The sequence below is a fragment of the Stutzerimonas zhaodongensis genome, assembly GCF_003696365.1.
GTDB lineage: Bacteria > Pseudomonadota > Gammaproteobacteria > Pseudomonadales > Pseudomonadaceae > Stutzerimonas > Stutzerimonas zhaodongensis.
The window spans coordinates 1,180,820-1,206,182 of record NZ_RFFM01000002.1 but is presented as its reverse complement, the minus strand read 5'-3'; the positions used below and the strand labels follow the sequence as shown (position 1 = coordinate 1,206,182).

The following is a 25,363-nucleotide window of genomic DNA, read 5'->3' as shown; positions in this document are numbered from 1 at the left end:
TCATAATCTGATCGACAGGCCGTCGGCCAAGGACTGCCTGTAAGCGCGCCAGGCGGGCACGCTACCCATCAGCAATCCAGCAACCAGTATGCCTCCAAGCAGCGACCACTCATAGGCGCTAGGCAGGGCCAGCGGCAGGTAAAGTCCGTAGCCGCTTTGCAGCGGCCCTTGGGCAGCGGCGATTGCGGCGTACAAAAGCAGCAGGCCGCACAGAACGCCAGACAACGCCAGGCTGAATGCTTCGAGTATCAGCAGGCCGGCCACGTGCCAGGGACGGGCCCCGACTGAACGCAGGATGGCCATTTCCCGGCGACGCTCGTTGAGGCTTGTCAGGATCGCGGTCAGCATCCCGATAAGCCCTGTCAGTACAACGAATAGTGAAACCACGAACAGTGCTTTTTCCGCCGTGCCCATCAGGCTCCATAGTTCCTGTAGCGCAACGCCGGGAAGAATCGCCAGCAACGGTTCGCCGCGGTATTGATTGATCTCCCTTTGCAGGGTGAAGGTCGCGATCTTGCTGTTCAAGCCAAGCATGAACGCGGTGATTTGCGCGGGTTGCAGGTCCATCTGTCGCGCTTGATCGGCGTCGATGCGTGCTGCGCCGCGGGCCGGCATGCCGTTCTGCCAGTCGATGTGCAGTGCCTCCATGCCCTCCAGACTGATATGCAGCGTGCGATCCACGGGAGTGCCGGTGCGCTTGAGGATGCCTACGACGTGAAAGGGCTTGTCATCGTGTTTGACCAGGCTGACCGTGGCAACGCCGTGGGCCAACACCAGTTCGTCGCCCAGCTTGTAATTCAGCGCCTGCGCCACCTCCGCACCCAGAACCACTTCGAAGGGATCCTCTGCGAATGGGCGACCATCGGCCAGCTCTATCGGTTGTTTGCGGCCATAGCGAAAGTGTTCGAAATAGGCGTCGCTGGTACCCATCACCCGGTAGCCGCGATGAGAGTCGCCCAAGGATATAGGGATGGCCCAGCTGACCCTCGGATGTTGGGCGAAGTGCTCGAAGCTTTCCCAGCGGATGTTGTTAGTGGCGTTGCCGATGCGAAAGACCGAATACAGCAGCAGATTCACCGACCCGGAGCGGGCGCCCACGATCAGGTCGGTACCGCTGATGGTGCTGGCGAAGCTGGCACGCGCCTCGGTACGCACTCGCTCGACTGCCAGCAAAAGGCACACCGACAGCGCAATGGCGAAGACAGTGAGCAGGGCGGTGAAGCGACGGTTGTTCAAGCTAGCCAAGGCCAGGCGTAACAGATACATGGCCTAGATCTCCGGTGCGCGTGCCGCGCGGTTCAGGTCCGACAGGGACAGGCTGCGGTCGAAAAGAGGTGCCAGACTCTGGTCGTGGCTGACGAACAGCAGGCTCGAGCCCGCCTCGCGACATTCGGCGAACAGCAACTGCAAGAAGGCCTCCCTGCTGTCGGCATCAAGCGCCGAGGTGGGTTCGTCCGCAATAACCAGCTCGGGCTGGCCAATTAGCGCTCGGGCTGCCGCGACACGTTGCTGCTGGCCGATGGACAACGCTTCGGCGCGCCGATTGAGCAGGTCGGCAGGTATCCCGAGATGTGACAGCAGTCGTGCCGTCGCATCCGCAACACTGCCGTGTCGCTGGCAGGCACGCGCGGCGCGGGACTTCGAGAAGTGACAAGGCAGACCGACGTTCTCGGCAACTGACAGGAAGGGCAGCAGATTGAACTGCTGAAAGATGTAGCCGGTGTGATCGACGCGAAAGCGATCCCGTGCGCCGGCTGAAAGCGCAGCCAGGTCGTTGTCCAGCAGCCGCACCGTGCCACGCTGGGCTTTCTGCACGCCGCCGATGAGGCCGAGAAGGGTGGTCTTGCCGCTACCGGACGGTCCTTTGAGGAACAGGCTCTGGTTTTGCTCCAGCGCAAATCCTGGAATATCGAGCAGTTCCGCCTGGCCGGGCCAGGCGAAACCCAGGTGATGAAGCTCAAGCAGCGGTGCGGTCATCAAGTGGATCCGTGTCAGGCGAGCCGGGAGTTTACTGCGTCGGGCCGGGCAGCGGCAGACAACGGACCGATCAGAACTCTGCGCGAGGCTGCTTGGCGCTGAGTTGCGCACCACGTTGACCGTTCGGGCCAATCAACTGTGCCTGAATTTTTTCGGTGCCTGGAAAGGTCTTGAACAAGCCCTGTAGATCAAGCCCCGTGAGCGCCTGAGGTGTTGCGCACTCGAAGTGATAATGCGCGTGGATCTCGCTGTGCTGGCCATCATGATCCTCTTCATGCTCATGCTCATGCTCATGTTGATGGTCGCCTTCGAAGAGCGGGCTTTCCAGTTCGGTCTTTGCCAGGGTGCAACCTGCAGCGGCCGTAAGGCCGAGCAACCTGTCGGGTTGCTCCAGTTGCTTACGTGCGTTTGCGATCTTACCTTTGTCCGCCTCACTGCGCGGCGCATGTTCGAAGCCCACCAGGTTCATCGCCGGGCTGCGCAGCTCAACCTCCAGCATTGCCCCATCCAGCGCAGCGTCCAGCTCGGCTGCACCATGCTCATGAGCGTCCAGGCTTCCATGCGAGTGGTCATGATCATGGTTGTGGTGTTCGGCGGCCTGAACGAAGCCAGGCAGCAAGGCGAAGGGAAGAGCGAGCAGCAGACTGCGCATGGAGAACTCCGGCGTGTTTTAAGTTGGTTACGTTATAACAAAGGTTGCGGGACGCTGGCCAGTCTGCCGGCCACATGGGAGCATTGCTGCTGGCGCTAAGCGGAGGTGAGGATGATTAGAATTCGTGGGCAGGTCGGCGAATGGCCCGTTGATCTCAGCATTGAAATGGATGACCAGGACTGGGCGCAGCTGGCAAAGCAGCTACCCTTGACTGCCAATGTACAGGCCGCCCCGGCGCCCATCGCTGAGGACGCCGACTCGCTTTGGCTCGGGGCTCAACAGGTGCTTAGAGATGCGGGCAGCATGGACGGCCCGCAGCTGCTGGCCGAACTGGAAGCGCTGGCCGGCAGTGCGGTTGCGGGCAAGCGGCTGCTGGTGCGCCTGCGCCACAGTACCCAGGTGAAGGTGCGGAGCGACACCGACGCGCCAATCTACAGCTGGATAGCAGAGTCGAGCTAAGCGCTAGAGGCGGCTAGCCTGGAAGGTGTCGCAGCGCGCTGGCTCGCCATTCTCGAAGCCGGTGCGAAACCACCTGACCCGCTGCGCTGAAGTGCCGTGGGTGAATGCATCAGGCACCACACGCCCCTGGCTCTGCTTCTGCAGATGATCATCGCCGATGGCATTGGCTGCCTTGAGCGCCTGTTCCAGGTCGCCCTCTTCCAGCCAGTCGTGACGCTGCTGCGCATGATAGGCCCAGACCCCGGCAAAGCAGTCCGCTTGCAACTCCTGGCGAACCAGCAAACCGTTGTCGCCTTCCATCTTGGCTCCGCGCTGGCGTGCTGACTGCATTTGCTGCGATACACCTAGCAGCGTTTGTACATGGTGGCCGACTTCATGAGCGATCACGTATGCCTGGGCGAAGTCCCCAGCTACCGAGAAACGCTTGGCCATCTCATCGAAGAATTGCAGATCCAGATAAACCTGCCGGTCGCCCGGGCAGTAGAACGGGCCGGCTGCGGAACTGGCGAATCCGCAGGCCGAGTTGACGCCGCCGCGGAACAGCACAAGCTTCGGGTCCTGGTATTGCTCGCCAGACTGCTGAAATAACGCGCGCCAGGTGTCTTCGGTGTCGCCGAGAATCGACTGCACGAAGGCCACCTGAGGATCGTCCGCGTTGGCCGGTGCGCTGCTTTGTTGCGTCGGTGCCTGACCGGTCTGGTTCGCCAGCTGACCCAGGATCTGCATCGGATCCTGCCCGGATAGCAGTCCGATCACCACTACGATTACAACGCCCGCCAGGCTCAGGCGGCCGCCGCCAATGCCGCCGCTACGTCCGCGAGCATCCACTACATTGTCACTGCGACGCCCCTTCTTCCAGCGCATGCCTGTGTTTCCTTCTGCCAGTTTTCGTTCTGGTCAGACCTGCGCAGTGGGGCGCAAATTCAGCGAGTGATCGAGCGTTTCGTCTGTTCCGTCAGTCCGCCGGGTATTCCGTCAGGATGGACTGCTTGCCCTCTTCACCGACCACGATCACTCTGTAGGCATCCTTTCGATCACCCATCTCCATTCCGGGGGAGCCCATCGGCATGCCCGGCACTGCAGCGCCTATCAGATCCGGTCGGGCACGGAGCTTGAAGATGTCCGAAGCCGGCACGTGGCCTTCGACAAACTTCCCGTCGATGACGCCGGTATGGCAGGAGCCCAGCTGGTGAGGTACACCGAGGCGTGTTTTGACGGCGGCCATGTCGGCCTCGACGTGGTCGTTCACCTGGAACCCGTTGTTTTCGAGATGTTCGATCCAGGCCTTGCAGCATCCGCAGTTGGCGTCGCGATGGACGTCGATGGCAACGGGCTCGGCGGCATGAACGAGGCCAGTGAATAGGGCGGTAGCGATTAACAGACGGCGCATGGCGGTTCCTCCGACAAGATTCGCGCAGCATATCCGTATGCCCGATGTGGCCCAAGTGCGGTGGTGTGAACGGATGTCACAGCAGGCGCCGTAGAAGCGAACCAATGACGGCGGGTCAGGTCGGATATCCATCGTGTGCGGAGCCGCTGTCAGGAGAGTTTTAGATGCGTTTTGCCCGTGTCGTTCTGGTCATTCAGGCAGCAATCATGATCGGCTTCAGCCTTGCGTACTGGTTGCGCCCTTATGAGATGGCCAACCTCAACGGGATGCTTCTGATGGAGACCGCGTCGGTCAGCCACATGCGCGTCTATTACGGTGGGTTGCAGCTTGGGCTTGCACTCTTTCTGCTCTGGGCATTGAAGACTCCGGATCGTGCACGCGCAGCGCTGGTGATGCTGGTGATCACCATGCTTGCCCTCGTTGCCGGTCGACTCGGTTCGCTATGGCTGGACGGCGGTGAACTGATCGGTTTCGATTTGGTTTCGCTAGTCTATAGATTGCTGGCCGCCGTGCTGGCGGGCGCTGCCTTGATGATGATCCGTGAACGGTCGGAACCTCAGCCCGAGCGACTCGAACCGGCGACGCGGCGGCTACCCAGCGAGCCGCCGAAACCTTTCCAGGTTGGCGATACCCCGCCGAATGCGGAGCCGCCTGAAGACGTGATGCCGAAGCCTTTTCGCCGGGGCGACCCTGCAGGCTGACCGGTATGGCAGCCGAAGCGCCCGCAAATTACCGAGCCTCGTCCGCCAGATGCTGATAGTCCTCGGTCAGCTTTTCCATCTTGCGCAGCAGTGAATCACTGGTCGTAACGATGACGGTCGGCACGTACTGGGCATCCTCCGCCAGATTGAAGCCGGCCCGGGCGAAACGCCATTGAGCAGTTACCTGTTCCAACTGACGTCTCACCGTGTCGGTGTTCTGAGGCGCCTTGCGTAGCTCTTCCAGGCCGCGTTCGAATTCCACGACCGCGGCGTCGAAGTTGCTGCGCAACTTGGCATCCGGCAGCTTCCAGGCCATCGCCAGGTACAGCATCGCGATGCGCTGGCTGAGCATCCGTTGGCGGCCGCTGCGGTTGACCAGCCCGGCCCCTTGGTTACCGCTGTGACGCTCAATGGCCTGAACGAGGGTTTCACTCCTGGCCAGAAATAGCTCCGCCAGTTGCAACATTTCGGTTGAGCGCTGGGCGTCGGGCTTTGTCAGCGCCAACTGGCGATAGCGCAGCCAGGTCTCATTGGCGTCGTCGAGCGCCTGTCGGATGCTATCGTTTGGCGCGTAGCCGCTGAGAAGTTCGGCATTCTCCTCGGCGCTGGCGATGCTGCTGTCCAGCTGCGTGGCCGCCAGCTCGACACGTGTGTCGGTGCCGATCATCAGATAGCTTCTGGCGATGCGCTGCCCGAGCATGCGCTGCATCCCCGCACGGTTAACTGCCTCCGCATCACTGATCGCGGCCTGGGCGTTCACGCTGCTCAGGAACAGGGTCGCGAGCAGCGAAGCGGTAATGAGTGTTCTGGACATGGTCGCTCCTCGTCTGAGTTGACCTGTCGGTCAACGGCGGGGCGACGATAGTGCGCTTCCTGATTCGGGCCTTGATGGATGTCAAAGCCGAGAGGGCGAATTTTCCAGATGCGCGTTCGTGCACAAAACACGGCTTCGAACACCTGGCGTTACTGCTGCGGCTCGGATGCTTCGCTGCCGCGCTGGTCCCGAGTTAGAGCCTGCCGCCCGTGGTCCCAGCGCTGCTTCTCACTTTGGAAACACTTCCTCAGCGCCGTACCAGCAAAACGCCCGACTCCATGTGATGGGTATACGGGAACTGGTCGAACAGGGCACAACGTTCGATGCGATGGGTGTCTTGCAGCTGGGCGATGTTGGCGGCCAGCGTTTCCGGGTTGCAGGAAATGTAGAGGATGCGTTCGAAGCGACGCGTCAGCTCGCAAGTGTCCGGGTCCATGCCCGCGCGGGGTGGGTCGACGAAGACGTTGCCGAAGTTGTAGCTTTTCAGATCGATGCCGGCGAGCCGTCGGAACGGGCGAACCTCGTTGAGTGCCTGGGTCAGTTCCTCAGCCGACAGACGTACCAAGGTCACGTTGTCGATGCCGTTATCGTCCAGGTTGGCCAGCGCGGCGTTCACCGAGGACTTGCTGATCTCGGTGGCCAGCACCTTGGGCACCCGGGTGGCCAGCGGCAGCGTGAAGTTGCCGTTGCCGCAGTACAACTCGAGTAGATCATCGGTGCGCTCGCCAAGGACGTCATACGCCCAGTTCAGCATCTTCTGGCACACCTCGCCGTTGGGCTGGGTGAAGGCGCCTTCAGGTTGGCGATAGCTGAAGACGCGGCCGGCAACGGTCAGTTGCTCTGTCACGTAATCCCGGCCGATGACGATGCGCTTGCCCTTGGAGCGCCCGACGATGCTTACGCCAAGCTTCGCCGCGAGCCCTTCGGCTTCTACCTGCCAGACGTCGTTCAGCGGGCGGTGGTAGGCGAGGGTGATCAGCGCATCGCCGGAAAGCGTGGTTAGAAACTCGACCTGGAACAGTTTGAAGCTCAGGGTCTCGCTGGCTTGCCAAGCTGCCTTGAGCTGCGGCATCAGCTCGTTGATGCGGCGGCTGGCGATGGGGAACTCATCGATCAGGATAGGGGTGTGCTTGTCGCCCTGTTCGAACATCGCGTAGTGGCGCTGGCCGTCCTCGCGCCACAGGCGGAACTCCGTGCGCAGCCGATAATGCTCACGCGGCGAATCGAAGACTTCCGGCTCGGGTGCTTCGAAGGGCGCCAGCAGTTCCACCAGCCGGGCGGCTTTCTCGGCGAGTTGGGCATCGTAGGTGGCGGGGTCGAATTGCGGACGGCTCATGGAGACTCTTGGGCAAGTAGGTAAATCTTAGGGTGGATCGGGGCGCGCAGCTGGCGCTTCATCCATCCCCCTTGCTATGCGATCTGTTGGATGGATGAAGCGTCATCCACCCTACGACGTCAACCGGCGAACCAGCCCAGCTTGATCACGAACAGGATCGAAAGGATCCACATCGCCGGGCTCAGCTCGCGCCAGCGGCCGGCGAGCAGTTTGATAGCCGTCCAGGCGATGAAACCGAAGGCAATGCCGTTGGCGATGGAGAAGGTCAGCGGCATAGCCAGCGCAGCGATGGCAACCGGTGCGGCGACGGTGAGGTCTTCCCAATCGATATTGGCCAGGCTGCTCATCATCAGTACGGCGACGAACAACAGCGCTGGTGCCGTCGCATAAGCCGGTACGGCGCCGGCCAGTGGGGCGAAGAACAGGCTGAGCAGGAACAGCAGCGCCACCACGCAGGCGGTCAAGCCAGTGCGCCCACCGGCGCTGATGCCCGCTGCCGATTCGATGTAGCTGGTGGTGGTCGAAGTGCCAAGGGCGGCGCCCGCCATGGTCGCGGTGCTGTCGGCTAGCAGTGCGCGACCCAGACGCGGCATTTTACCGTCCTTGTCCAGCAGGTTGGCCTTCTGCGCCACACCGATCAAGGTGCCGGAGGTATCGAACAGGTCCACGAATAGAAAGGCGAAGATGACGCTGAGCAGGCCGATGTCCAGCGCGCCCATGATGTCCAGCTCCATAAATGTTGGAACCAGGGAGGGCGGCATCGATACGACACCGTTGAGTTCGGACAGGCCGAGCAGAATCGAGAGCCCGGTGACAACCAGGATGCCGATCATCACGGCGCCCGTTACCTTGCGATAAGCCAGCGCAGCGATGAGGAAGAAGCCGAGGCAGGCAAGCAGCGGGCCGCCGGCAGTGAGGTCGCCGAGGCCGACGAGCGTGGCCGGATTGTCGACCACGATCCCGGCATTCTTCAGCGCGATGATTGCCAGAAACAGCCCGATACCGGCGGCAATACCCGAACGCAGCGCCAGCGGAATGCTGTGGATGATCCACTCGCGGATCTTGAAGATCGACAGCAGAAAGAAGATCGCACCCGAGAGGAACACCGCACCCAACGCCGTCTGCCAGGTGTAACCCATGGTCAGCACCACGGTGTAGGTGAAGAAGGCGTTAAGGCCCATGCCCGGTGCCAGGGCGATCGGGTAGTTGGCGACCAGGCCCATGATCGCCGAGCCAATGGCCGCGGCCAGGCAGGTGGCGACGAACACGGCGCCATGGTCCATGCCCGTCTCGGCGAGGATGCTCGGGTTGACGAAAAGGATATAGGCCATCGTCAGGAAGGTCGTGAGACCGGCGAGGATCTCGGTGCGCAGCGTGGTGTTGTGCGCCTTGAGTTGGAACAGCTTCTCCAGCATGGTGATTCCTCTTCTTGCCGGTCGGTGATGCGTGGGGGTGGTCTCAGGGACGACTCGCTAGTACAGCAAAGCTCATCCGGGCGTTGCCCGCAAAAGCGGCGCATCTTACACCGTCACCCCACCGGGTTGAATTTGATTAGGCTGACCAGCCGGTTCTGATCGGCACGCAGCTGCCACCTTTTTAACTGCGGCATGTCCAGATGCGAGCTTACCCACGCATCAAGGGCATCACGCGATGACCGCTATAGTTAATTGAGAACAGTGATGACTCATCGGAGCAGCCCGCCAATGAAGCCGCTGTGCTTTGCTGGCCGAATAACCGCGAGCACGTCGGCCCATGTCTGAGCCGATCCTGGGTGTGTGCACGCTGGTGCTGGCAGCCGGGCAGGGGAGTCGTTACCGCGAGCGATCGGGTGAAGACAAGCTGCTCGTTCCCGCCCGTGATGCGCCTGCTGCACCGACGGTGCTGGCGGGGACGCTTGCATCGCTCGCGGGGATCACCGAGCGGCTTGTCGTCGTTACCCGGGAAGACAACCTTGCGCTGCGTGCCTGGCTCGACCAAGAGGCTGGCCGGTTTGGCGCTGAGGTGCTGTCGGTACGAACCAATGGACTCGGCCATAGCTTGGCGCAGGCCGTTGCACACTATCCCGCCGAGCGCGGCTGGCTCGTTGCGCTTGGAGACATGCCGTACCTGCGTCCCGAAACCATTCGCCGGATTGCATCTGAAATTCAGCAGGAACATCTCGTGGTGCCCTCTTACGGGGGGCAGCGCGGCAACCCCCGCGGCATCGGCAGCGGCTATCGCACCCAACTGATCGCCCTGGATGGCGAGCGGGGTGCGCAAGCGTTGTTCGCGGCTGGCTCAGTGACCGACGTTGATGTCGACGATCCAGGCGCTCTCGAAGATATCGACCGCCCCGAGGATCGGCGCCCCGTCTGAAATCGGCCGCATGGCTCCTCATCGTCGAGGCGGGCCGATGATGGTGCTCTATGCCTGCCGGCCGCCACTCGAAGCCTTTCAGCCCGCAGGCTGAACGTTTTTTCAACGCTGGCAGTCGTACCCCTAGGCGCACGGAAAGCGCATCCAAATGCCTGAGGTCTTCGGCGATCCTGCAAAGAACAGGCCCCCGAAGCCCCCCAAACCGTGAGGCTGTCATGAGCGAAACGTCTACCGCTGCAGGCGGGATTTCCACCTGTTCCATCACGCTTCAACTGAACGGCCAGCGCCGCGAAGTGGAAGTTTATCCCTGGACCACCTTGCTCGATCTGTTGCGTGAGCAACTTCATCTGACCGGCACCAAGAAAGGCTGTGACCACGGCCAGTGCGGGGCCTGCACGGTGCTGCTCAATGGTAAGCGCATCAACAGCTGCCTCACCCTGGCCGTAATGCACGACGGCGCCGAGTTGACCACCATCGAAGGGCTGGCCCACGGCGAAGAGCTGCATCCCATGCAGGCTGCATTCGTCAAACACGACGCCTTCCAATGCGGCTATTGCACGCCGGGGCAGATCTGCTCAGCGGTGGGCATGGTCGCCGAAGGGCGTGCCCAGACCCGTGACGAACTGCGCGAGCAGATGAGCGGCAACGTGTGCCGTTGCGGTGCCTACCCGAACATCGTCGCTGCTATCGAGGATGCCACGGCGGAAACTCGCGAGCGCCTGGCTGGTGCCCGAGAGGTGACGCCATGAATCCCTTCAGCTACGCGCGCCCCAGTAGTGTCGATGAAGCCATCGGACAATTCCGTCCGGACAGCCGCTACATTGCCGGCGGTACCAATCTGCTCGACCTGATGAAGGAGAACGTTACCCGTCCTTCCCAGCTGATCGACATCACCCAGCTACCGCTGGCCGATATCGAAGAGACCGCAGACGGCGGCCTGCGCATCGGCGCCCTGGTAAGCAATGCGGACCTGGCTTGGCATCCTCTGGTGGAACAGCGCTACCCGTTGCTGTCCCAGGCGATACTGGCTGGCGCATCGCCTCAGCTGCGCAACATGGCGACCACCGGCGGCAATCTGCTGCAGCGCACCCGTTGTTACTACTTCTATGACAGCACTACGCCGTGCAACAAGCGTGAGCCCGGCACCGGCTGCTCCGCGCGGGACGGCTTGAATCGCATCCACGCCATTCTCGGTCACAGCGATGCCTGCATCGCCGTCCATCCCTCGGACATGTGCGTAGCCATGGCGGCACTGGATGCGGTAGTGCACGTGAAAGGCCCACAAGGTGAGCGACAAATCGCATTCGCCGACTTCCATCGGTTGCCGGGCGATGCACCCGAGCGCGACAACACGCTGGTCGACGGCGAGCTGATTACTGCGGTTGAACTGCCGGCGCAGGGCTTTGCCGCGCACAGCAGCTACCTCAAGGTGCGTGACCGCGCCTCTTATGCGTTTGCACTGGTTTCAGTGGCAACTGCGCTGGACATGGAGGGCGACAGCATTAGAAGCGCGCGAATCGCCTTGGGCGGCGTGGCGCATAAACCTTGGCGCAAGGCCGAAGCGGAGGCAGTGCTGGTCGGCAAGACGGCTGACGAGGCTGCGTTCACCGCCGCCGCGGAGATCCTGCTGCAAGGTGCCAGCGGCTTCGAGCACAACGCCTTCAAGATCGAACTGGGCCGTCGCGCCATCGTTCGCGCCCTGACCGACGCCGCCAAAGGAGCCGCCCAATGAACTCCGTTTCTTCCCCCTTCGGCAAGCCACTCGACCGTGTCGACGGCCCGCTGAAAGTCACCGGCCAAGCGCATTACGCCAGTGAATTCGATGTCCCCGGGTTGCTCTATGGCAGCGTGGTCAACAGCAGCGTTGCCCGTGGTCGGATCGTCAGTATCGATGCCAGCGCAGCCGAAGCGGTGCCGGGCGTAGCGCTGGTGCTGACCCACCAGAACCGCCCGCCGATCGCCAGCTATGACGAGCCCTACGAGGATGACGATGCTGCCGATGGCTCGCCGTTCCGTCCGCTGTTCAATGACCGCATCCTTTACAGCGGCCAGCCGATCGCGCTGGTCGTTGCGGAAAATCTGGAGCTGGCCCGCTATGCCGGCAGCCTGGTCAAGGTGGAGTATGCCGCCGAGCCACACCGGACCGACCTGCTCAGCGAGCTGCACACCATGCACAAGGCGCCGGCCGAGCTGCCGGAGCCGCGCGGAGACGCGGATAGCGCCCTTGCCACTGCCCAGTACAAGGTCGAGGTGCAGTACAGCACGCCCGTCGAGCACCACAACCCGATGGAGCCGCATGCGTCCACCGTTCACTATTTCCCCGAGGGTAACCTGGAGATCTACGACAAGACCCAGGGTGTACAGAACTGCATGCGCTATCTCGAAGGCGTGTTCGACATGGAAGGCAAGATCCGCATTCTTTCGCCCTTCGTCGGCGGTGCATTCGGCTCTGGCTTGCGGCCCCAGTATCAACTCACCCTGGCGGTAATGGCGGCGCTCAAGCTCAAGCGCTCGGTGCGCGTCACGCTCAAGCGCCAGCAGATGTTCACCTTTGGTTACCGCCCAAGGACCGTGCAGCGTCTTGCCCTTGGCGCGAGTGCCGACGGGCAGCTGCAAGCGATAACCCATCAGGCGATTGGCCAGACCTCTCGCTTCGAGGACTTCACCGAGCACGAAGTCGAATGGTCGGGAATGCTCTACAAGTGCCCGAACGTTAAGCTCGACTACCAGCTGGTCCCGCTGGATGTTTACACACCGCTGGATATGCGTGCGCCGGGTGCAACCATTGGCGTGTATGCGCTGGAAAGCGCCATGGATGAGCTTGCCTATGCGACGGGCGTCGACCCGGTCCAGCTGCGCCTGACCAACTATTCCGATCGCAACGCCAACGAGGACAAACCCTACTCGAGCAAGGAGCTGCGCCAATGCTACGAGCAAGGCGCCGAGCGCTTCGGGTGGGCGCGCCGCAGCCCTGAGCCGCGCTCGATGCGCGATGGCGATCAACTGATCGGTTGGGGCATGGCGACCGGTGTCTGGGAAGCCATGCAAATGCCCGCTGCGGCCAAGGCCTGTATGGACCCTGACGGGCGTCTGATCGTCAGCAGCGCGACCTCGGACATCGGCACCGGAACCTATACGGTAATGACGCAGATCGCTGCGGCCGCCATGGGCCTGCCGATGAATCAGGTGGAATTCCGCCTCGGCGACTCAAGCATGTCGAAGGCCCCTCTTGAAGGTGGCTCCTTCACGGTCTCCTCCGTCGGTACTGCGGTTCAGCAGGCCTGTGAGGCGCTTCAGGAGAAGCTGCTCGATGCCGCCCAGCAGTCACCCGTCTCGCCTTTTACCGGCGCCAAGCTGGACGATGTCGAGTTCGTCGCCGGTCAGATGCGCTTGAAGGCGTCACCGGAGCAGGGTGTCGAGCTCACGCAAATCGTTGCCGCAAGTGGTGTCATCGAGGCAGAGGCCAGTGCCGAACCGGGCGAGAAGCGCAACGACTACTCGACCGCAACGCATTCGGCGATCTTCGTAGAGGTGCGTGTGGACGAGTCGTTGCGCACCGTGAAAGTCAGCCGCGTCGTCAGCGCAGTGGCTGCCGGTCGGGTAGTCAATCCGAAGACCGCAGGTAATCAGATCGTCGGTGGCGTGGTATGGGGCATCGGCCAGGCGCTGCATGAGGAAACCATGATCGACCACAACCTGGGTCGCTACATGAACCACAACCTGTCCGAGTACCACGTCCCGGTGAACGCTGATATCGGTGACATCGACGTGATCTTCGTCGACGAGAAAGACGAGATCGTCAACGCGCTGGGTTCCAAGGGCGTCGGCGAGATCGGCATCGTTGGCGTAGCGGCGGCGGTAGGTAACGCCATCTACCACGCCACCGGCAAGCGGGTGCGCGACCTGCCGATCACCATGGACAAGTTGTTGTAACAGACGGCACGCGTGGAAAGGCTTCGCCAGTTTCCACCCTACGGTTGATCAGCCCTGGGGTGGAAGACCGCGAAGCGTCTTCCACCGAAACCGCTAATTCAGATCCCGATGCAATTGGTCGCGGTTGGCCAGCGTCGGGAACAGCTTCATCCAGGTGGCGGTGACGACCAGCGTACCGACGCCACCTATCACCACTGCCGGCACCGTGCCGAACCAGTGAGCCGTCAGGCCGGACTCGAATTCGCCGAGCTGGTTGGACGCGCCAATGAACAGGCCATTGACCGCACTCACCCGACCGCGCATTGCGTCCGGCGTCTCCAGCTGCACGAAAGCGCCGCGAATCACCATGCTGATCATGTCAGCAGCGCCCAGCACCACCAGCACACCCATTGAAAACCAGAACGACGTCGACAGGCCGAATGCGATCGTCGCAACGCCGAACACCCCGACGGCGGCGAACATGACGCGCCCGACCTTCTTGTTGATGGGGTAGCGTGCCAGCCACAACGACATCAGCAGTGCGCCCACCGCTGGCGCCGAGCGCAGCAGCCCGAGGCCCCAGGGGCCGGTGAGCAGGATGTCCTTGGCGAATACCGGTAACAGCGCCGTGGCGCCGCCGAGCAGCACGGCAAACATGTCCAGGGAAATGGCGCCGAAGATGTCCGGTCGGCTGCGAATGAAGCGCATCCCTGCGAGCAGGTTGTCCATCGCCGGGCCGGTCTGCTTTGGCGGCGCGGGACGTTTCGGCAGGCTCAGCATCAGGCTGCAGGCCAGGGCGAACAGCAGCGCTACCGGTCCATAAACCCATAACGGACCGATGGCGAATAACAGTCCGCCGAGTGCCGGGGCAACGATGGTAGCTGCTTGCATGGCTGAAGATGAGGCCGCTACCGCCGCCGGGAACAATTGAGTGGGCACCAGACTCGGCAGCAGCGCCTGAGTGGCGGGGCCTTCGAAGGCCCGTGCAGTGCCCAACAGGAAAGCGAGGACGAAGATCATTTCGCGCGTTATCCCGAGCCCCCCTGCACCAAGTACCAGCGAGAGGGCAATCAGCCCCTGCAATCCCTGGCACAGCGCCGCTACCCGGCGACGATCGAAACGGTCGGCGACATGGCCGGTCCAGAGAATGAAAAGCAGGCGGGGGAAGAACTCGGCCAGGCCCACCAGGCCGAGGTCGAGCACGCTGCCGGTCAGCTCGTACATATGCCAGCCGATGGCAACGGCGAGCATCTGGAAACCGCTGGCGGTGAACACGCGAGCGAACCAGAACTTGATGAAGGGGCGTTGGTGGCGCAGCAGAAGTTTTGCGTGTGTGGACATCAGGTCGAGGCACAAGGTGGGCAGTGGGCCAGATTAGCATTCAGCAGCGGGAGCGCTGTGAGGCAATCTATCTGCAGAAAGCCGTGCTAGGAGAACGAACGGCGGTTTGCTTTGGCCCGTCAGAGTTGAAGCATGTTGCTCTGGTGGGCTGACGCCCACCGTGGACGAACGCTGTATCTGTAACGGGCTGGAATCGCCGTGCGTATGCAATCAGGCGTCGGATTTCAGGTCAGGCAACAGCCCTCGCTCGGCAAACACCGCCTTGGCGGTCGCCATGCCGTTCAATGCCGCCGGAAAGCCGGCATACACCGACATCTGGATGATCACCTCGACAATCTGCTCGGGTGTGCAGCCGACGTTCAACGCGCCATGGATATGCACCGCCAGCTGCGGTTGGCAATGGCCGAGCGCCGTCAGCGCCGCGACGGTCGCAAGCTCACGTTGGGGTAAATCCAGGCCCGGACGCTGGTAGATATCGCCAAAGGGAAACTCGATGACGTAACGAGCCAGATCCGGCGCGATGGCCTGCAGGCTGTCGATGACCTTGCGGCCGGCTTCACCGTCGATCTCTTCGAGTTTGGCCAAGCCTTCGGTGTAGCGGGTGTATGCGGACATGGAATGTTCCTCTTGATTAGTAAGAGGAAAGCCTGAGGGTTGGAGTGGACTCCAGGTCAAGCGGTTGTTTGTTGGCGGTACAGCTCGATCTTTGCCTGCAGTGCGGTCAGATGCTCGCGGTCGCGCTCTAGACGGTCCTGCAGTCTGGCTGCGTGGTCTTCGAGCAGTGCCTGCCGCGCCGCAAGGGTCGAATCGCCGCGTTCACGCAATTCGGCGTAGCGAATGATGTCGTCCAGCGCCATGCCGGTGTCTTTGAGGCGCAGGATGAAGCCGACCCATTCCAGATCGCGCGGGCCATATACGCGAAAGCCGCTGGCGTCCCGGGCGACATGGCGCAGCAGGCCGATCTTTTCGTAATAGCGCAGGGTGTCGGCCGAGAGGCCGGTTCGTGTGGCGAACTGCTGGATGCTCAGTCGAACCGGCGCGTCGCTCATGGCTTGATGGCCCTGAGGATGACGAACTTGGGCGTCGCGGCGACCTGCTCGACCTTGCCGAACAGGCGCTTGAGCTTGAGGTGATAGCCAAGGTGGCGGTTGCCGACGATCCACAGCTCGCCGCCCTTGGTGAGCGCTGTCTTGGCCTGGGTGAACATTCGCCAGGCGAGAAAATCACCCACCACCTGCTGCTGATGGAAGGGCGGATTGCATAGCACCAGGTCCAGCGAGTCCATCGGCTGTTCGGCAAGCCCGTCGCCGGCCCGTATATCCGCAGGGCGCTCGCCGAGGATCGCCTGCCAGTTCTCTTGTGCCGACTGCACTGCCATGTAGCTCTCGTCCACAAGCGTCATCTGCGCTTGTGGGTTGCTCAGCGCATAGACGATACCCAGCACTCCGTTGCCGCAACCCAGGTCCGCGACGCGCAGGTTGCCGAGCGCCTTGGGCAGATGCGGCAGGAAGGCGCGGGTACCGATGTCGAGGTCTTCCCGGCAGAACAGGTTGGCGTGGTTGATCAGTTCGATGCCTGGCTGATCGAGGCGGTAGCGGGTCGGGTATGGCGAGCGGGGTGCCGGCTTGTCGCTCGGTGTCGCGGTCAGCAGACGCGCTTTCTTCACCGCCAGCGAGGCTTGCACCGGGCCGATGTACTTCTCCAGCAGATCGCCGGCGGCACGCGGCAAGTGCTTGATCATCGCGGCAGCGATCACCTGGGCACCAGGCGCCAGTTGGCCATGCAAGCGAATCAGCTGTTCTTCCAGTAGGGCGAGGGTTTTTGGTACGCGAATCAGTACGCGGTCGAATGGGCCTTGAGGCACCTCGCTGGCGGGCACGAAAGTCACGGCGCCAGCCTGCAGAGCGTTGCGTTGCAGGTTCTTTCCCAGCGCCACTAGTGCCAGGTGAGAGTCACCACTGCTGATCACCTGCGCCTGATTCGCCAGCGAACAGGCGAGGGCGCCAAAGCTGTCGTTGAGGACCAGTACCCGCGATGAAGCATCCAGGGTCTGTTCATGGAGCTGCGCCAACAGGTACTCGTCCGCCGCATCGAAAGCCTGCAAGGGTTCGTTGGGCTGCTCCGGCTGGCGGATCAGATCGAGACGGGCGTACGGGGTTTCGAGAATAGGCATAAGAACTGGCGGTGTTTATGAGCGTCGGAAAGGAGTATCTAGGGAAGCAGTCAGGGGCATAACTACCTCGAATCCGCAGTTTTCAGCGAAGGGAGCGAAGTATGACCGTCAGCGAAGAGAAGTTCACCCGCCAGCGTCTGCTCGAGGTGCAGACGCTGACGCCCAGTCTGTTCACCCTGCGCACCACCCGCGATCCCGGTTTTCGGTTCACCGCTGGCCAGTTCGCCCGCCTCGGCGTCCGTAAACCCAGCGGCAGCATCGTGTGGCGTGCATATTCAATGGTATCGGCACCCCATGATGAGTTTCTCGATTTCTTTTCCATCGTAGTGCCGGACGGTGAATTCACCAGCGAGCTGAGTCGCCTCAAGCCCGGCGACGAGCTACTGGTGGACAAGCAGGCATTCGGCTTCCTTACGCTCGATCGCTTCAACGATGGCCGCGATCTCTGGTTTCTGGGGACCGGTACCGGTATTGCGCCGTTTCTCTCCATCCTGCAGGACTTCGATGTCTGGCAGCGCTTCGAGCGGATAATCCTTGTCTACAGCGCACGCACCGCATCGGAACTGGCGTATCAGGACCTGATTCGCGAGCTGCCGAAGCGCGACTATCTGGAAGGACTTGGTTCGAAGCTGACCTACCTGCCGGTAGTGACCCGCGAGCAAATGCCCGGCGCGCTGCACGGTCGTGTCACCACGCTGATCGAAAACGGAGAGCTGGAGCGAGCGGCGGATCTGCAACTTGAGCCCGAACATTCGCGGATCATGCTTTGTGGCAATCCGCAGATGATCGAAGACACCCGGGCGATGCTCAAGACACGGGACATGAACCTGGCCCTGACCCGGCGACCTGGGCAGGTCGCGGTGGAGAATTATTGGTAGCTCATGAGCTGCACCCGCAATGTGACGACACCTGTCCAGACATGAAAAAGCCCCCGCCGGTTAACCCATGCGGGGGCTTTTCTCGTTAGTGCGCAAATGCCCCTGCGTTAAACCACGCCTTGGGCCAGCATCGCGTCGGCGATTTTGACGAAGCCGGCAATGTTGGCGCCTTTGACATAGTTGGTGCGGCCATTTTCTTCGCCGTGAGCGACGCAGGCGTGGTGGATCGATTGCATGATGCCGTGCAATTTGGTGTCCACTTCGCCGGCTGTCCAGTGCATGCGCATGGCGTTCTGGCTCATTTCCAGACCGCTACAGGCGACACCGCCGGCATTGGATGCCTTGCCCGGTGCGAAAAGAATGCCGGCCTCGAGAAACAGGTCCACCGCTTCCAGCGTCGAGGGCATGTTTGCCCCTTCGGCTACGCAAACGCAGCCGTTGTTCAGCAACCGGCGCGCGTCATCGCCATCGAGTTCGTTTTGCGTTGCACAAGGCAGGGCAATCTCGCAGGGCAGGCCCCACGGGCGCTGATCTTTAAGATGAGTCAGACCGAAGTGGTCGCCCATCTCCAACAGCCGACCGCGCCGCACGTTCTTAAGGTCCATCAGATAAGCCCACTGTTCCTCGCTCAACCCTTCGGGGAAGTGCAGCGTGCCGCCCGAGTCGGACATCGAAACCACCTTGCCACCCAGCTCCATGACCTTCTGCGCCGCGTACTGGGCGACGTTACCCGACCCGGAAATGGCCACCCGCTTACCGTCGAAACTGCTGTGGGTGCTCTTGAGCATCTCCTCGGCAAAGTACACGCAGCCGTACCCGGTGGCTTCCGGGCGGATCAGGCTGCCGCCATAGGACAGGCTCTTGCCGGTCAGGACGGAGGTGAACTGGTTGGTCAGGCGCTTGTACTGCCCGAACAGGTAGCCAATCTCACGTGCGCCAACCCCGATGTCGCCGGCCGGTACATCCACGTCAGCGCCGATGTGGCGGAACATCTCGCTCATGAACGACTGGCAGAAGCGCATTACTTCGCTGTCGCTCTTACCCTTGGGGTTGAAATCCGAGCCGCCTTTGCCACCGCCCATGGGCAGGGAGGTGAGGGAATTCTTGAAGACCTGTTCGAAGGCCAGAAACTTCAATACGCCGATGTTGACCGAAGGGTGGAAGCGCAGGCCGCCCTTGTAGGGGCCGATGGCGCTGTTCATTTGAATTCGGAAGCCGCGATTGACCTGAACCTGGCCTTGGTCATCGACCCACGGGACACGAAAAAGGATGGCTCGCTCAGGCTCCACCATGCGCTCCAGTATGCCGGCCTGCTGGTACTTTGGGTTCGCCTCGAGAAAAGGCCAGAGGCTGCCGAGCACTTCTTCGACGGCCTGATGGAATTCCGGCTGGTGCGGATCGCGCTGTTTCAGTCGAAGAAGAAAAGCATCAACGGTTTCAGTCATGCAGAAGGCCTCGATGACCGCCATTAGCGGTCATGAAAAAATGATAGGCCTTCGACTCTAGCAAGTGGCCTTGCCCCGCGATAGTGCGTGCCAGGGCGAGATGCACATCAATGGTGCGGCTTGCTTCGTTTAATGGGGTGCAGTCTGGCCAGCTGGATCTGGCAGGCGCGTAGGTGCGTGGTCAGTCTTGCGGGCGGTCAGTCAGTTCGCTCTGCAACCAGATCACGAAGCTCTCGACGAGGCGCTGGCGGCGTTTGCGTTCCGGCAGTAGCACGTAGTAGCCGTATTCGGTTCGTACGCTTTCAGCGCAGACACGGCATAGCAGACCCTGTGCCAGTAGGTCGTCCACCAGATGGCGCCAACCGATGGCGACGCCCTGACCGGCAATGGCGGCCTGGATCAGCAGGGTGTAGTTGTCGAATCGCAGCATGCCCGAACTGGGCTGCTCGCTGATATCGAGTGCGCGAAATACCCCGCTCCAGTCGAGCCAGCGCGAGCGGCTTTCCGGGCGCAGATGAAGCAACGGCAAGCCCGCCAGTGCTACCGGCGGCAAGGGTGCAGGCCGTCCCTCCAGCAACCGTGGACTGCATACGGGGTAGACCTCTTCATGGAAAAGGGGATGTACCTGGCCATTCTTGAAGCGGCCATCGCCAAAGATGATCGCTACATCGGTTTCCGGCGGCAGTACGCCCAGGCCCCGCTCGCTGGTCACCAGGCTTACGTCCACTTCAGGATGAAGCTGATGAAAGCGCTCAAGGCGTGGCATCAGCCAATACGCGGCGAAGGCAAAGTCCGTCGCTACCTGAAGGACCTCATGTTGCTGTTGCATGGTGACGGCCGCGACACCGCTGTCCAGCATTGCCAGCCCTTGCTGCACGTAACCCAGCAGCAGTTCCCCGGCTTCAGTGAGGACGATACCGCGATAGATGCGATCGAACAGGCGGCACGCCAGCTGTCGTTCCAGACGCTTAATCTGCTGGCTGATCGCCGGTTGCGTGCTCCCCAGCTCTACTGCCGCTCCGGTGAAGCTCTGCAGCCGCGCCGCGGATTCGAACACCCGCAACGTATCCAACGGAATTTGATCGAGCCTGTTTCCCATTAGCTGTGCTTATCCTAGGCATTGGGCGTAGCCGGGTTTACTGCAGCCATGCAGAGTCCAGACTGTGTGCTAAAGAATCTCGCATAAAAAACAGGAATGGACCAATCGCATATGAAGCGCCCCAACATACTGTTCATCATGGCCGACCAGATGGCCGCGCCTATCCTGCCGATGTATGACCCAGCCTCACCGATCAAGCTGCCCCATCTCTCGCGTCTGGCAGCCGAAGGCGCCGTGTTCGAGTCAGCCTATTGCAATAGTCCGTTATGCGCACCGTCGCGCTTCACCCTGGTCAGTGGCCAGCTCCCCAGCAAGATAGGCGCCTACGACAACGCCGCCGATTTCCCGGCTGACGTGCCGACCTATGCTCATTACCTGCGGCGGTTGGGCTACAAAACCGCGCTGTCAGGGAAGATGCACTTCTGTGGCCCCGATCAGTTGCACGGCTATGAGGAACGGCTCACCAGCGACATCTATCCGGCCGATTACGGCTGGGCGGTGAACTGGGACGAGTCGGAAACCAGGCTGAGCTGGTATCACAACATGTCTTCGGTGCTGCAGGCTGGGCCCAGCGTGCGCACTAATCAGATGGATTTCGATGAAGAGGTCGTCTTCAAGGCGCAGCAGTATCTTTTCGACTTCGTCCGTGCCGAGGAGGGCCAGCCGTTCTGTCTCACGGTATCGATGACCCACCCTCACGACCCGTACACCATTCCTGAGGAGTACTGGAACCGCTACGCAGACGAGGATATCCCGCTGCCGCGGCAGGACATCGCCCAGGATGAGCAGGACCCGCATTCGCAGCGTCTGCTCAAGGTCATCGATCTATGGGGCAAGACACTGCCCGAACAGAAAATCAAGGACGCCAGGCGCGCCTACTTCGGTGCTTGTAGCTACATCGACGACAACGTCGGCAAGCTGCTGAAAACGCTGGAAGCCTGCGGCCTTGCCGAGGACACCATCGTGGTGTTCTCCGGGGACCACGGCGACCAGCTGGGCGAGCGGGGCCTCTGGTACAAGATGCACTGGTTCGAAATGGCTGCTCGCGTACCGCTGATCATCCGCGTGCCGGGCATGGAGTCATCGCGCATCGGTGCTTCGGTTTCCACAGCCGACCTGCTGCCTACCCTCGTCGAGTTGGCAGGTGGCGCAGTGGAGGCAAGCCTGCCACTCGATGGCCGCTCGCTGATGCCTCATCTGACCGGCCATGAGGGGCACGATGAAGTGATTGGTGAATATATGGCCGAGGGCACCACCAGCCCGGTGATGATGATCCGCCGTGGTGCCTATAAGTACATCTATTCCGAGCAGGACCCCTGCATGCTGTTCGACCTGGTCAATGATCCGCTGGAACGGGAGAACCTCATCGGCTCGCCCGATCACCAGATGCTGGCCGAAGCCTTTCTCGCTGAGGCTCGGCAGCGATGGGACATGCCCACCATTCACCAGCAGGTGCTTGCCAGCCAGCGTCGTCGGCGGCTTGTAAGGGAGGCCTTAAGCCTGGGCAAGCTGACCAGCTGGGATCACCAGCCCTGGGTCGACGCCAGCCAGCAATACATGCGCAACCATATCGACCTGGACGATCTCGAGCGCAAGGCTCGATACCCCAGGCCGTGAACGCCGAGGCGACACGGCGGCAGTTCGGCCGTGCACAGGATCCTTTCGAAAAGAGAGAAGGCAGATGGATATGAAGAAAACGATAAGTGCAGTTGTAGCCGGAAGCATGCTGCTGGCTGTCGCGGGCGCTCACGCCCAGGGACCGGTCGAAGACAAACAATGCGCCACCGTACGCCTCGGTGACCCTGGCTGGAGCGATATCGCCGTCACCAACGGCATCACCAGCCTGCTGCTCGAAGGGCTTGGTTACAAGCCGCAGGTCATGACGCTGGGTGTGCCGATCATTTTCGCCGGGCTGACCAAGAATCAAGTCGATGTATTCCTTGGCAACTGGATGCCGGCGCAGCAGGACAACTATGACAAGTTCGTCGCCAGCGGAGAAATCGACGAGCACAGCGTGAATCTGACCGGCACCGAATACACCCTCGCGGTCCCGACCTCGGCCTGGAATGCCGGCGTGAAGCGGTTCGAGGATCTCGATGCCAATGGGGAGATGTTCGACAAGACGATCTATGGCATCGCCGCAGGCGCACCCGCGAATCTGTCGATCCAGAAGATGATTGATCAGGACGAGTTCGGCCTCGGTGATTGGAAACTGGTGGAATCCAGCGAACAGGCCATGCTGGTGCAGGTAGGGCGCGCGGTGAAACGCGACAAGGGCGTTGTCTTCCTTGGCTGGACTCCGCACCCGATGAACGTGCAGTTCGACATCAAATACCTCAAAGGTGGCGAGGCCTATTTTGGCGAAAGCGGCACCGTCAACACGCTGGTGCGCAAGGGCTACGCGGCGCAGTGCCCCAATGTAGGCAAGCTGCTCACCAACCTGTCGTTCACGCAGGAAATGGAGAACGCCATCATGAACGAGGTGCTGGACAAGAAAGCCAGCAACGACGCGGCGGTCAAAGCATGGGTCAAGGCCCATCCCGAAGTGCTTGAAGGCTGGCTCGAGGGTGTCACGACGCTCGACGGCAAAGAGGGTTTGGCTGCGGTGAAAGCCTCGCTCTGATCGCGCTTTTAGTCGGAGTCGGCAAGCGGGCGATCAGCATCGAGGAAGGGTGCTGATCGCCATCTGCAACTGTTGGACGTTACGACAGGCGAACCCTAGGCCGGTCTCCATTTATGCAGAGCCAGCTTGCTGGCGATTCGGCCGACGGATTACGCGCCAATCCACAGGTGTCCACCTGTGGAGCACTCAAATTCTTTTTCCAACACCATAGCTCTGCAAGGGTGATGGAAAACGCATATCCGCCCTAAGCCGTCTCCGCTTAGCTGCTATGTAGGAGCCAGCTTGCTGGCGATCCGTCGGAGCGGCCATGCTCAAGCCGTAGCTGTTCCGCTCCGGGACACCCAGATCATTCCCTTAGACCATGGGCTCTAGGAAGGGTGATATTGAACCCTGCATCCACCGTTCATGGAACGATCGAACCTAGCGGCGACTGGTCAGAGCCACATCGATCGGCTGGGCTTGCGTTGCGCCTCGCACCGGATCGGCCCCCGCGACGTAGTAAGGCGCGGTGCTGCGCGGCAATGGAGCGCGGCCGCGAATCCGGTCTGCAAGCTTCTCGGCGATCATGATGGTTGGCGCATTGAGATTGCCGGTGGTGATCAAGGGCATGATCGAGGCATCTATCACGCGCAGCCCATCCAGCCCGTGAACGCGGCCCTCGCCGTCGACCACTGCCATCTCGTCTTCGCCCATCTTGCAGGAGCAGGACGGATGGAAGGCCGTTTCGGCGTGCTGACGAACGAAGGCGTCCAGCTCTGCATCGCTCTCAACGCTGATACCAGGGCTCAATTCGCGGCCGCGGTAGGCGTCCAGGGCGGGCTGCGCCATGATTTCCCGGGTGATCCTGATTCCATCGCGAAACTCCTGCCAATCCTGCTCGCAGGACATGTAGTTGAACAGGATGCTCGGATGCTGGCGCGGGTCCCTCGACCGTGCATGCACACGCCCGCGACTGGGTGAGCGCATCGAGCCGACGTGGGCTTGGAAGCCATGCTCCTTCACTGCATTGCTGCCGTTGTAGTTAATCGCTACCGGTAGGAAGTGGTACTGGATGTTTGGCCATTCGAACTCGGCCCGGGAACGGATGAAGCCACCTGCCTCGAACTGGTTGCTGGCGCCGACGCCCGACCCGAGAAACAGCCACTCGGCGCCGATCATCGGCTGGTTGTGCATTTGCAGGGCGGGGTAGAGCGAGACGGGTTGCTTGCAGGCGTACTGCAGGTACATCTCCAGATGGTCCTGAAGATTGGCACCGACGCCCGGCAGTTCTTGCACGATGGGAATGTCCAGCTCGCGCAGCAGCGTGCCGGGGCCGACGCCGGAGCGTTGCAGGATCTGCGGCGAGGCGATGGCGCCGCTGCACAGCAGCACTTCACGCCGGGCATGGGCAATCACCGGTGCGTCGCTATTGCCCTGTAGGTACGCCGCGCCGATGGCACGCTTGCCGCTGAACAGGATACGGTCGGTGAGTGCGTGAGTGACTATGGTCAGGTTCGGTCGCCCGCGCGCCATATCCAGATAACCGCGTGCGGTACTGGCGCGACGGCCTTTTGGTGTAACCGTGCGATCCATCGGGCCGAAGCCTTCCTGCCGATAGCCGTTGAGGTCGTCGGTCTCCGGATAACCGGTTTGCACGCCGGCCTCGATCATGGCGCGGAACAGCGGGTTATTCCCGGGTTTGGGTGTGCTCACGCTCACCGGGCCGTCGCCGCCGTGGTAATCGTTGGGGCCGATGTCACGGGTCTCGGCCTTGCGGAAGTAGGGCAGGCAATCGAGATAGGTCCAGTGTTCCAGGCCGGGCGCCTTTGCCCAGCCGTCATAGTCCAGGGCGTTTCCACGGATGTAGCACATACCGTTGATCAGCGAGGAGCCGCCGAGCCCTTTACCTCGGCCGCACTCCATGCGGCGGTTGTTCATGTGTGGTTCGGGATCGGTTTCGTAAGCCCAGTTGTAGCGCCGCCCCTGCAGCGGAAAGGCGAGGGCGGCCGGCATCTGGGTGCGGAAATCCATACGGTAATCAGGGCCGCCTGCTTCGAGCAGAAGCACGCTGACCTCGGCGTCTTCGGTCAGCCGGGTGGCCAGAACGTTACCAGCCGAACCGGCGCCGATGATGATGAAGTCGAATTCCATGAGCAGCACCCTTCGATGGACGCTTCAAGTCGACAATTGCGTGCGACAGCGAGCGCTGCCCTTGAAGCCAATGGTTTT

At 61.7% G+C, this 25,363-nt stretch carries 24 protein-coding genes; 9 read left to right on the top strand and 15 right to left on the bottom strand.

Features of this window, described 5'->3' with window-relative positions; all coding sequences use genetic code 11:
- The 3 genes from EA797_RS14035 to EA797_RS14025 all read right to left on the bottom strand — a co-directional run bounded on the left by EA797_RS14035 (position 1) and on the right by EA797_RS14025 (position 2,629).
- On the bottom strand, positions 1-1,266 hold the full coding sequence (locus EA797_RS14035; RefSeq protein WP_122166145.1) for an ABC transporter permease: 1,266 nt from the start codon (positions 1,264-1,266) through the stop codon (positions 1-3).
- A gap of 3 nt (positions 1,267-1,269) precedes the next feature.
- The gene (locus EA797_RS14030; protein ID WP_122166143.1) at positions 1,270-1,977 is read right to left on the bottom strand and encodes an ABC transporter ATP-binding protein; all 708 of its coding nucleotides are present in this window, start codon (positions 1,975-1,977) and stop codon (positions 1,270-1,272) included.
- A gap of 70 nt (positions 1,978-2,047) precedes the next feature.
- On the bottom strand, positions 2,048-2,629 hold the full coding sequence (locus EA797_RS14025) for a DUF2796 domain-containing protein (RefSeq protein ID WP_122166141.1): 582 nt from the start codon (positions 2,627-2,629) through the stop codon (positions 2,048-2,050).
- Between the two features lie 111 nt (positions 2,630-2,740).
- On the opposite strand from EA797_RS14025, the gene EA797_RS14020 reads away from it, so the two are divergent.
- Positions 2,741-3,088: a hypothetical protein gene (locus EA797_RS14020; RefSeq protein WP_122166139.1), complete on the top strand. Its 348-nt coding sequence runs from the start codon at positions 2,741-2,743 to the stop codon at positions 3,086-3,088.
- 3 nt (positions 3,089-3,091) lie between these two features.
- On the opposite strand, the gene ypfJ is transcribed toward EA797_RS14020, so the two are convergent.
- Positions 3,092-3,952 (bottom strand): KPN_02809 family neutral zinc metallopeptidase, encoded by an 861-nt coding sequence (ypfJ, locus tag EA797_RS14015; protein ID WP_122166137.1) that lies wholly within the window; start codon positions 3,950-3,952, stop codon positions 3,092-3,094.
- Positions 3,953-4,043: 91 nt separating this feature from the next.
- Entirely contained in the window at positions 4,044-4,478 is a 435-nt protein-coding gene (locus EA797_RS14010) for a DUF411 domain-containing protein (RefSeq protein WP_122166135.1), read from the bottom strand.
- 164 nt (positions 4,479-4,642) lie between these two features.
- Between EA797_RS14010 and EA797_RS14005 the strand changes: the two genes are divergently transcribed.
- Positions 4,643-5,179 carry a DUF4345 domain-containing protein gene (locus EA797_RS14005; protein WP_122166133.1) on the top strand — a complete coding sequence of 179 codons (537 nt, stop codon included), beginning with the start codon at positions 4,643-4,645 and terminating at the stop codon, positions 5,177-5,179.
- 28 nt (positions 5,180-5,207) lie between these two features.
- Here the strand turns inward: EA797_RS14005 and EA797_RS14000 are convergent, their stop codons facing one another.
- The 3 genes from EA797_RS14000 to EA797_RS13990 form a co-directional block, all read right to left on the bottom strand.
- Positions 5,208-5,993, bottom strand: a complete 786-nt coding sequence (locus EA797_RS14000; protein WP_122166131.1) for a type IV pili methyl-accepting chemotaxis transducer N-terminal domain-containing protein — start codon at positions 5,991-5,993, stop codon at positions 5,208-5,210.
- A 247-nt stretch (positions 5,994-6,240) separates the two neighbouring features.
- Positions 6,241-7,329 carry a tRNA (uridine(54)-C5)-methyltransferase TrmA gene (trmA, locus tag EA797_RS13995; RefSeq protein ID WP_122166130.1) on the bottom strand — a complete coding sequence of 363 codons (1,089 nt, stop codon included), beginning with the start codon at positions 7,327-7,329 and terminating at the stop codon, positions 6,241-6,243.
- A gap of 119 nt (positions 7,330-7,448) precedes the next feature.
- Positions 7,449-8,744 (bottom strand): NCS2 family permease, encoded by a 1,296-nt coding sequence (locus EA797_RS13990; RefSeq protein ID WP_122166128.1) that lies wholly within the window; start codon positions 8,742-8,744, stop codon positions 7,449-7,451.
- A gap of 337 nt (positions 8,745-9,081) precedes the next feature.
- Between EA797_RS13990 and EA797_RS13985 the strand changes: the two genes are divergently transcribed.
- From EA797_RS13985 to EA797_RS13970, 4 genes are all read left to right on the top strand, one after another.
- Positions 9,082-9,684: a nucleotidyltransferase family protein gene (locus EA797_RS13985; RefSeq protein WP_122166126.1), complete on the top strand. Its 603-nt coding sequence runs from the start codon at positions 9,082-9,084 to the stop codon at positions 9,682-9,684.
- Positions 9,685-9,899: 215 nt separating this feature from the next.
- Entirely contained in the window at positions 9,900-10,433 is a 534-nt protein-coding gene (locus EA797_RS13980; protein ID WP_122166124.1) for a (2Fe-2S)-binding protein, read from the top strand.
- Positions 10,430-11,416, top strand: coding sequence for an FAD binding domain-containing protein (locus EA797_RS13975; RefSeq protein ID WP_122166122.1), 987 nt, complete (start codon positions 10,430-10,432; stop codon positions 11,414-11,416). The genes EA797_RS13980 and EA797_RS13975 overlap by 4 nt, the downstream gene beginning before the upstream one ends.
- Positions 11,413-13,617 (top strand): xanthine dehydrogenase family protein molybdopterin-binding subunit, encoded by a 2,205-nt coding sequence (locus EA797_RS13970; protein WP_122166120.1) that lies wholly within the window; start codon positions 11,413-11,415, stop codon positions 13,615-13,617. The genes EA797_RS13975 and EA797_RS13970 overlap by 4 nt, the downstream gene beginning before the upstream one ends.
- Positions 13,618-13,710: 93 nt before the next feature.
- Here the strand turns inward: EA797_RS13970 and EA797_RS13965 are convergent, their stop codons facing one another.
- From EA797_RS13965 to EA797_RS13950, 4 genes are all read right to left on the bottom strand, one after another.
- Positions 13,711-14,937, bottom strand: a complete 1,227-nt coding sequence (locus tag EA797_RS13965) for an MFS transporter (RefSeq protein ID WP_122166118.1) — start codon at positions 14,935-14,937, stop codon at positions 13,711-13,713.
- Between the two features lie 210 nt (positions 14,938-15,147).
- Entirely contained in the window at positions 15,148-15,552 is a 405-nt protein-coding gene (locus EA797_RS13960; RefSeq protein ID WP_122166116.1) for a carboxymuconolactone decarboxylase family protein, read from the bottom strand.
- A 56-nt stretch (positions 15,553-15,608) separates the two neighbouring features.
- Positions 15,609-15,986, bottom strand: a complete 378-nt coding sequence (locus tag EA797_RS13955; protein ID WP_122166114.1) for a MerR family transcriptional regulator — start codon at positions 15,984-15,986, stop codon at positions 15,609-15,611.
- Positions 15,983-17,110: a methyltransferase gene (locus tag EA797_RS13950; RefSeq protein WP_122166112.1), complete on the bottom strand. Its 1,128-nt coding sequence runs from the start codon at positions 17,108-17,110 to the stop codon at positions 15,983-15,985. The genes EA797_RS13955 and EA797_RS13950 overlap by 4 nt, the downstream gene beginning before the upstream one ends.
- Positions 17,111-17,211: 101 nt before the next feature.
- Here EA797_RS13950 and EA797_RS13945 point away from each other — a divergent pair, with 101 nt between their 5' ends.
- On the top strand, positions 17,212-17,988 hold the full coding sequence (locus EA797_RS13945) for a ferredoxin--NADP reductase (RefSeq protein WP_122166110.1): 777 nt from the start codon (positions 17,212-17,214) through the stop codon (positions 17,986-17,988).
- Between the two features lie 107 nt (positions 17,989-18,095).
- On the opposite strand, the gene gdhA is transcribed toward EA797_RS13945, so the two are convergent.
- Together gdhA and EA797_RS13935 are read right to left on the bottom strand one after the other, a co-directional pair.
- Entirely contained in the window at positions 18,096-19,433 is a 1,338-nt protein-coding gene (gene gdhA / locus EA797_RS13940) for an NADP-specific glutamate dehydrogenase (protein ID WP_122166345.1), read from the bottom strand.
- Between the two features lie 181 nt (positions 19,434-19,614).
- Positions 19,615-20,532: a choline sulfate utilization transcriptional regulator gene (locus tag EA797_RS13935; RefSeq protein ID WP_122166108.1), complete on the bottom strand. Its 918-nt coding sequence runs from the start codon at positions 20,530-20,532 to the stop codon at positions 19,615-19,617.
- A 111-nt stretch (positions 20,533-20,643) separates the two neighbouring features.
- Between EA797_RS13935 and betC the strand changes: the two genes are divergently transcribed.
- Positions 20,644-22,149, top strand: a complete 1,506-nt coding sequence (gene betC / locus EA797_RS13930) for a choline-sulfatase (protein WP_122166106.1) — start codon at positions 20,644-20,646, stop codon at positions 22,147-22,149.
- Positions 22,150-22,255: 106 nt separating this feature from the next.
- Positions 22,256-23,155 (top strand): choline ABC transporter substrate-binding protein, encoded by a 900-nt coding sequence (gene choX, locus EA797_RS13925; protein WP_425275577.1) that lies wholly within the window; start codon positions 22,256-22,258, stop codon positions 23,153-23,155.
- Positions 23,156-23,575: 420 nt separating this feature from the next.
- On the opposite strand, the gene betA is transcribed toward choX, so the two are convergent.
- Complete coding sequence (gene betA, locus EA797_RS13920; protein ID WP_122166341.1) at positions 23,576-25,291, bottom strand: choline dehydrogenase; 1,716 nt, start codon at positions 25,289-25,291, stop codon at positions 23,576-23,578.
- Positions 25,292-25,363: the final 72 nt, after the last annotated feature.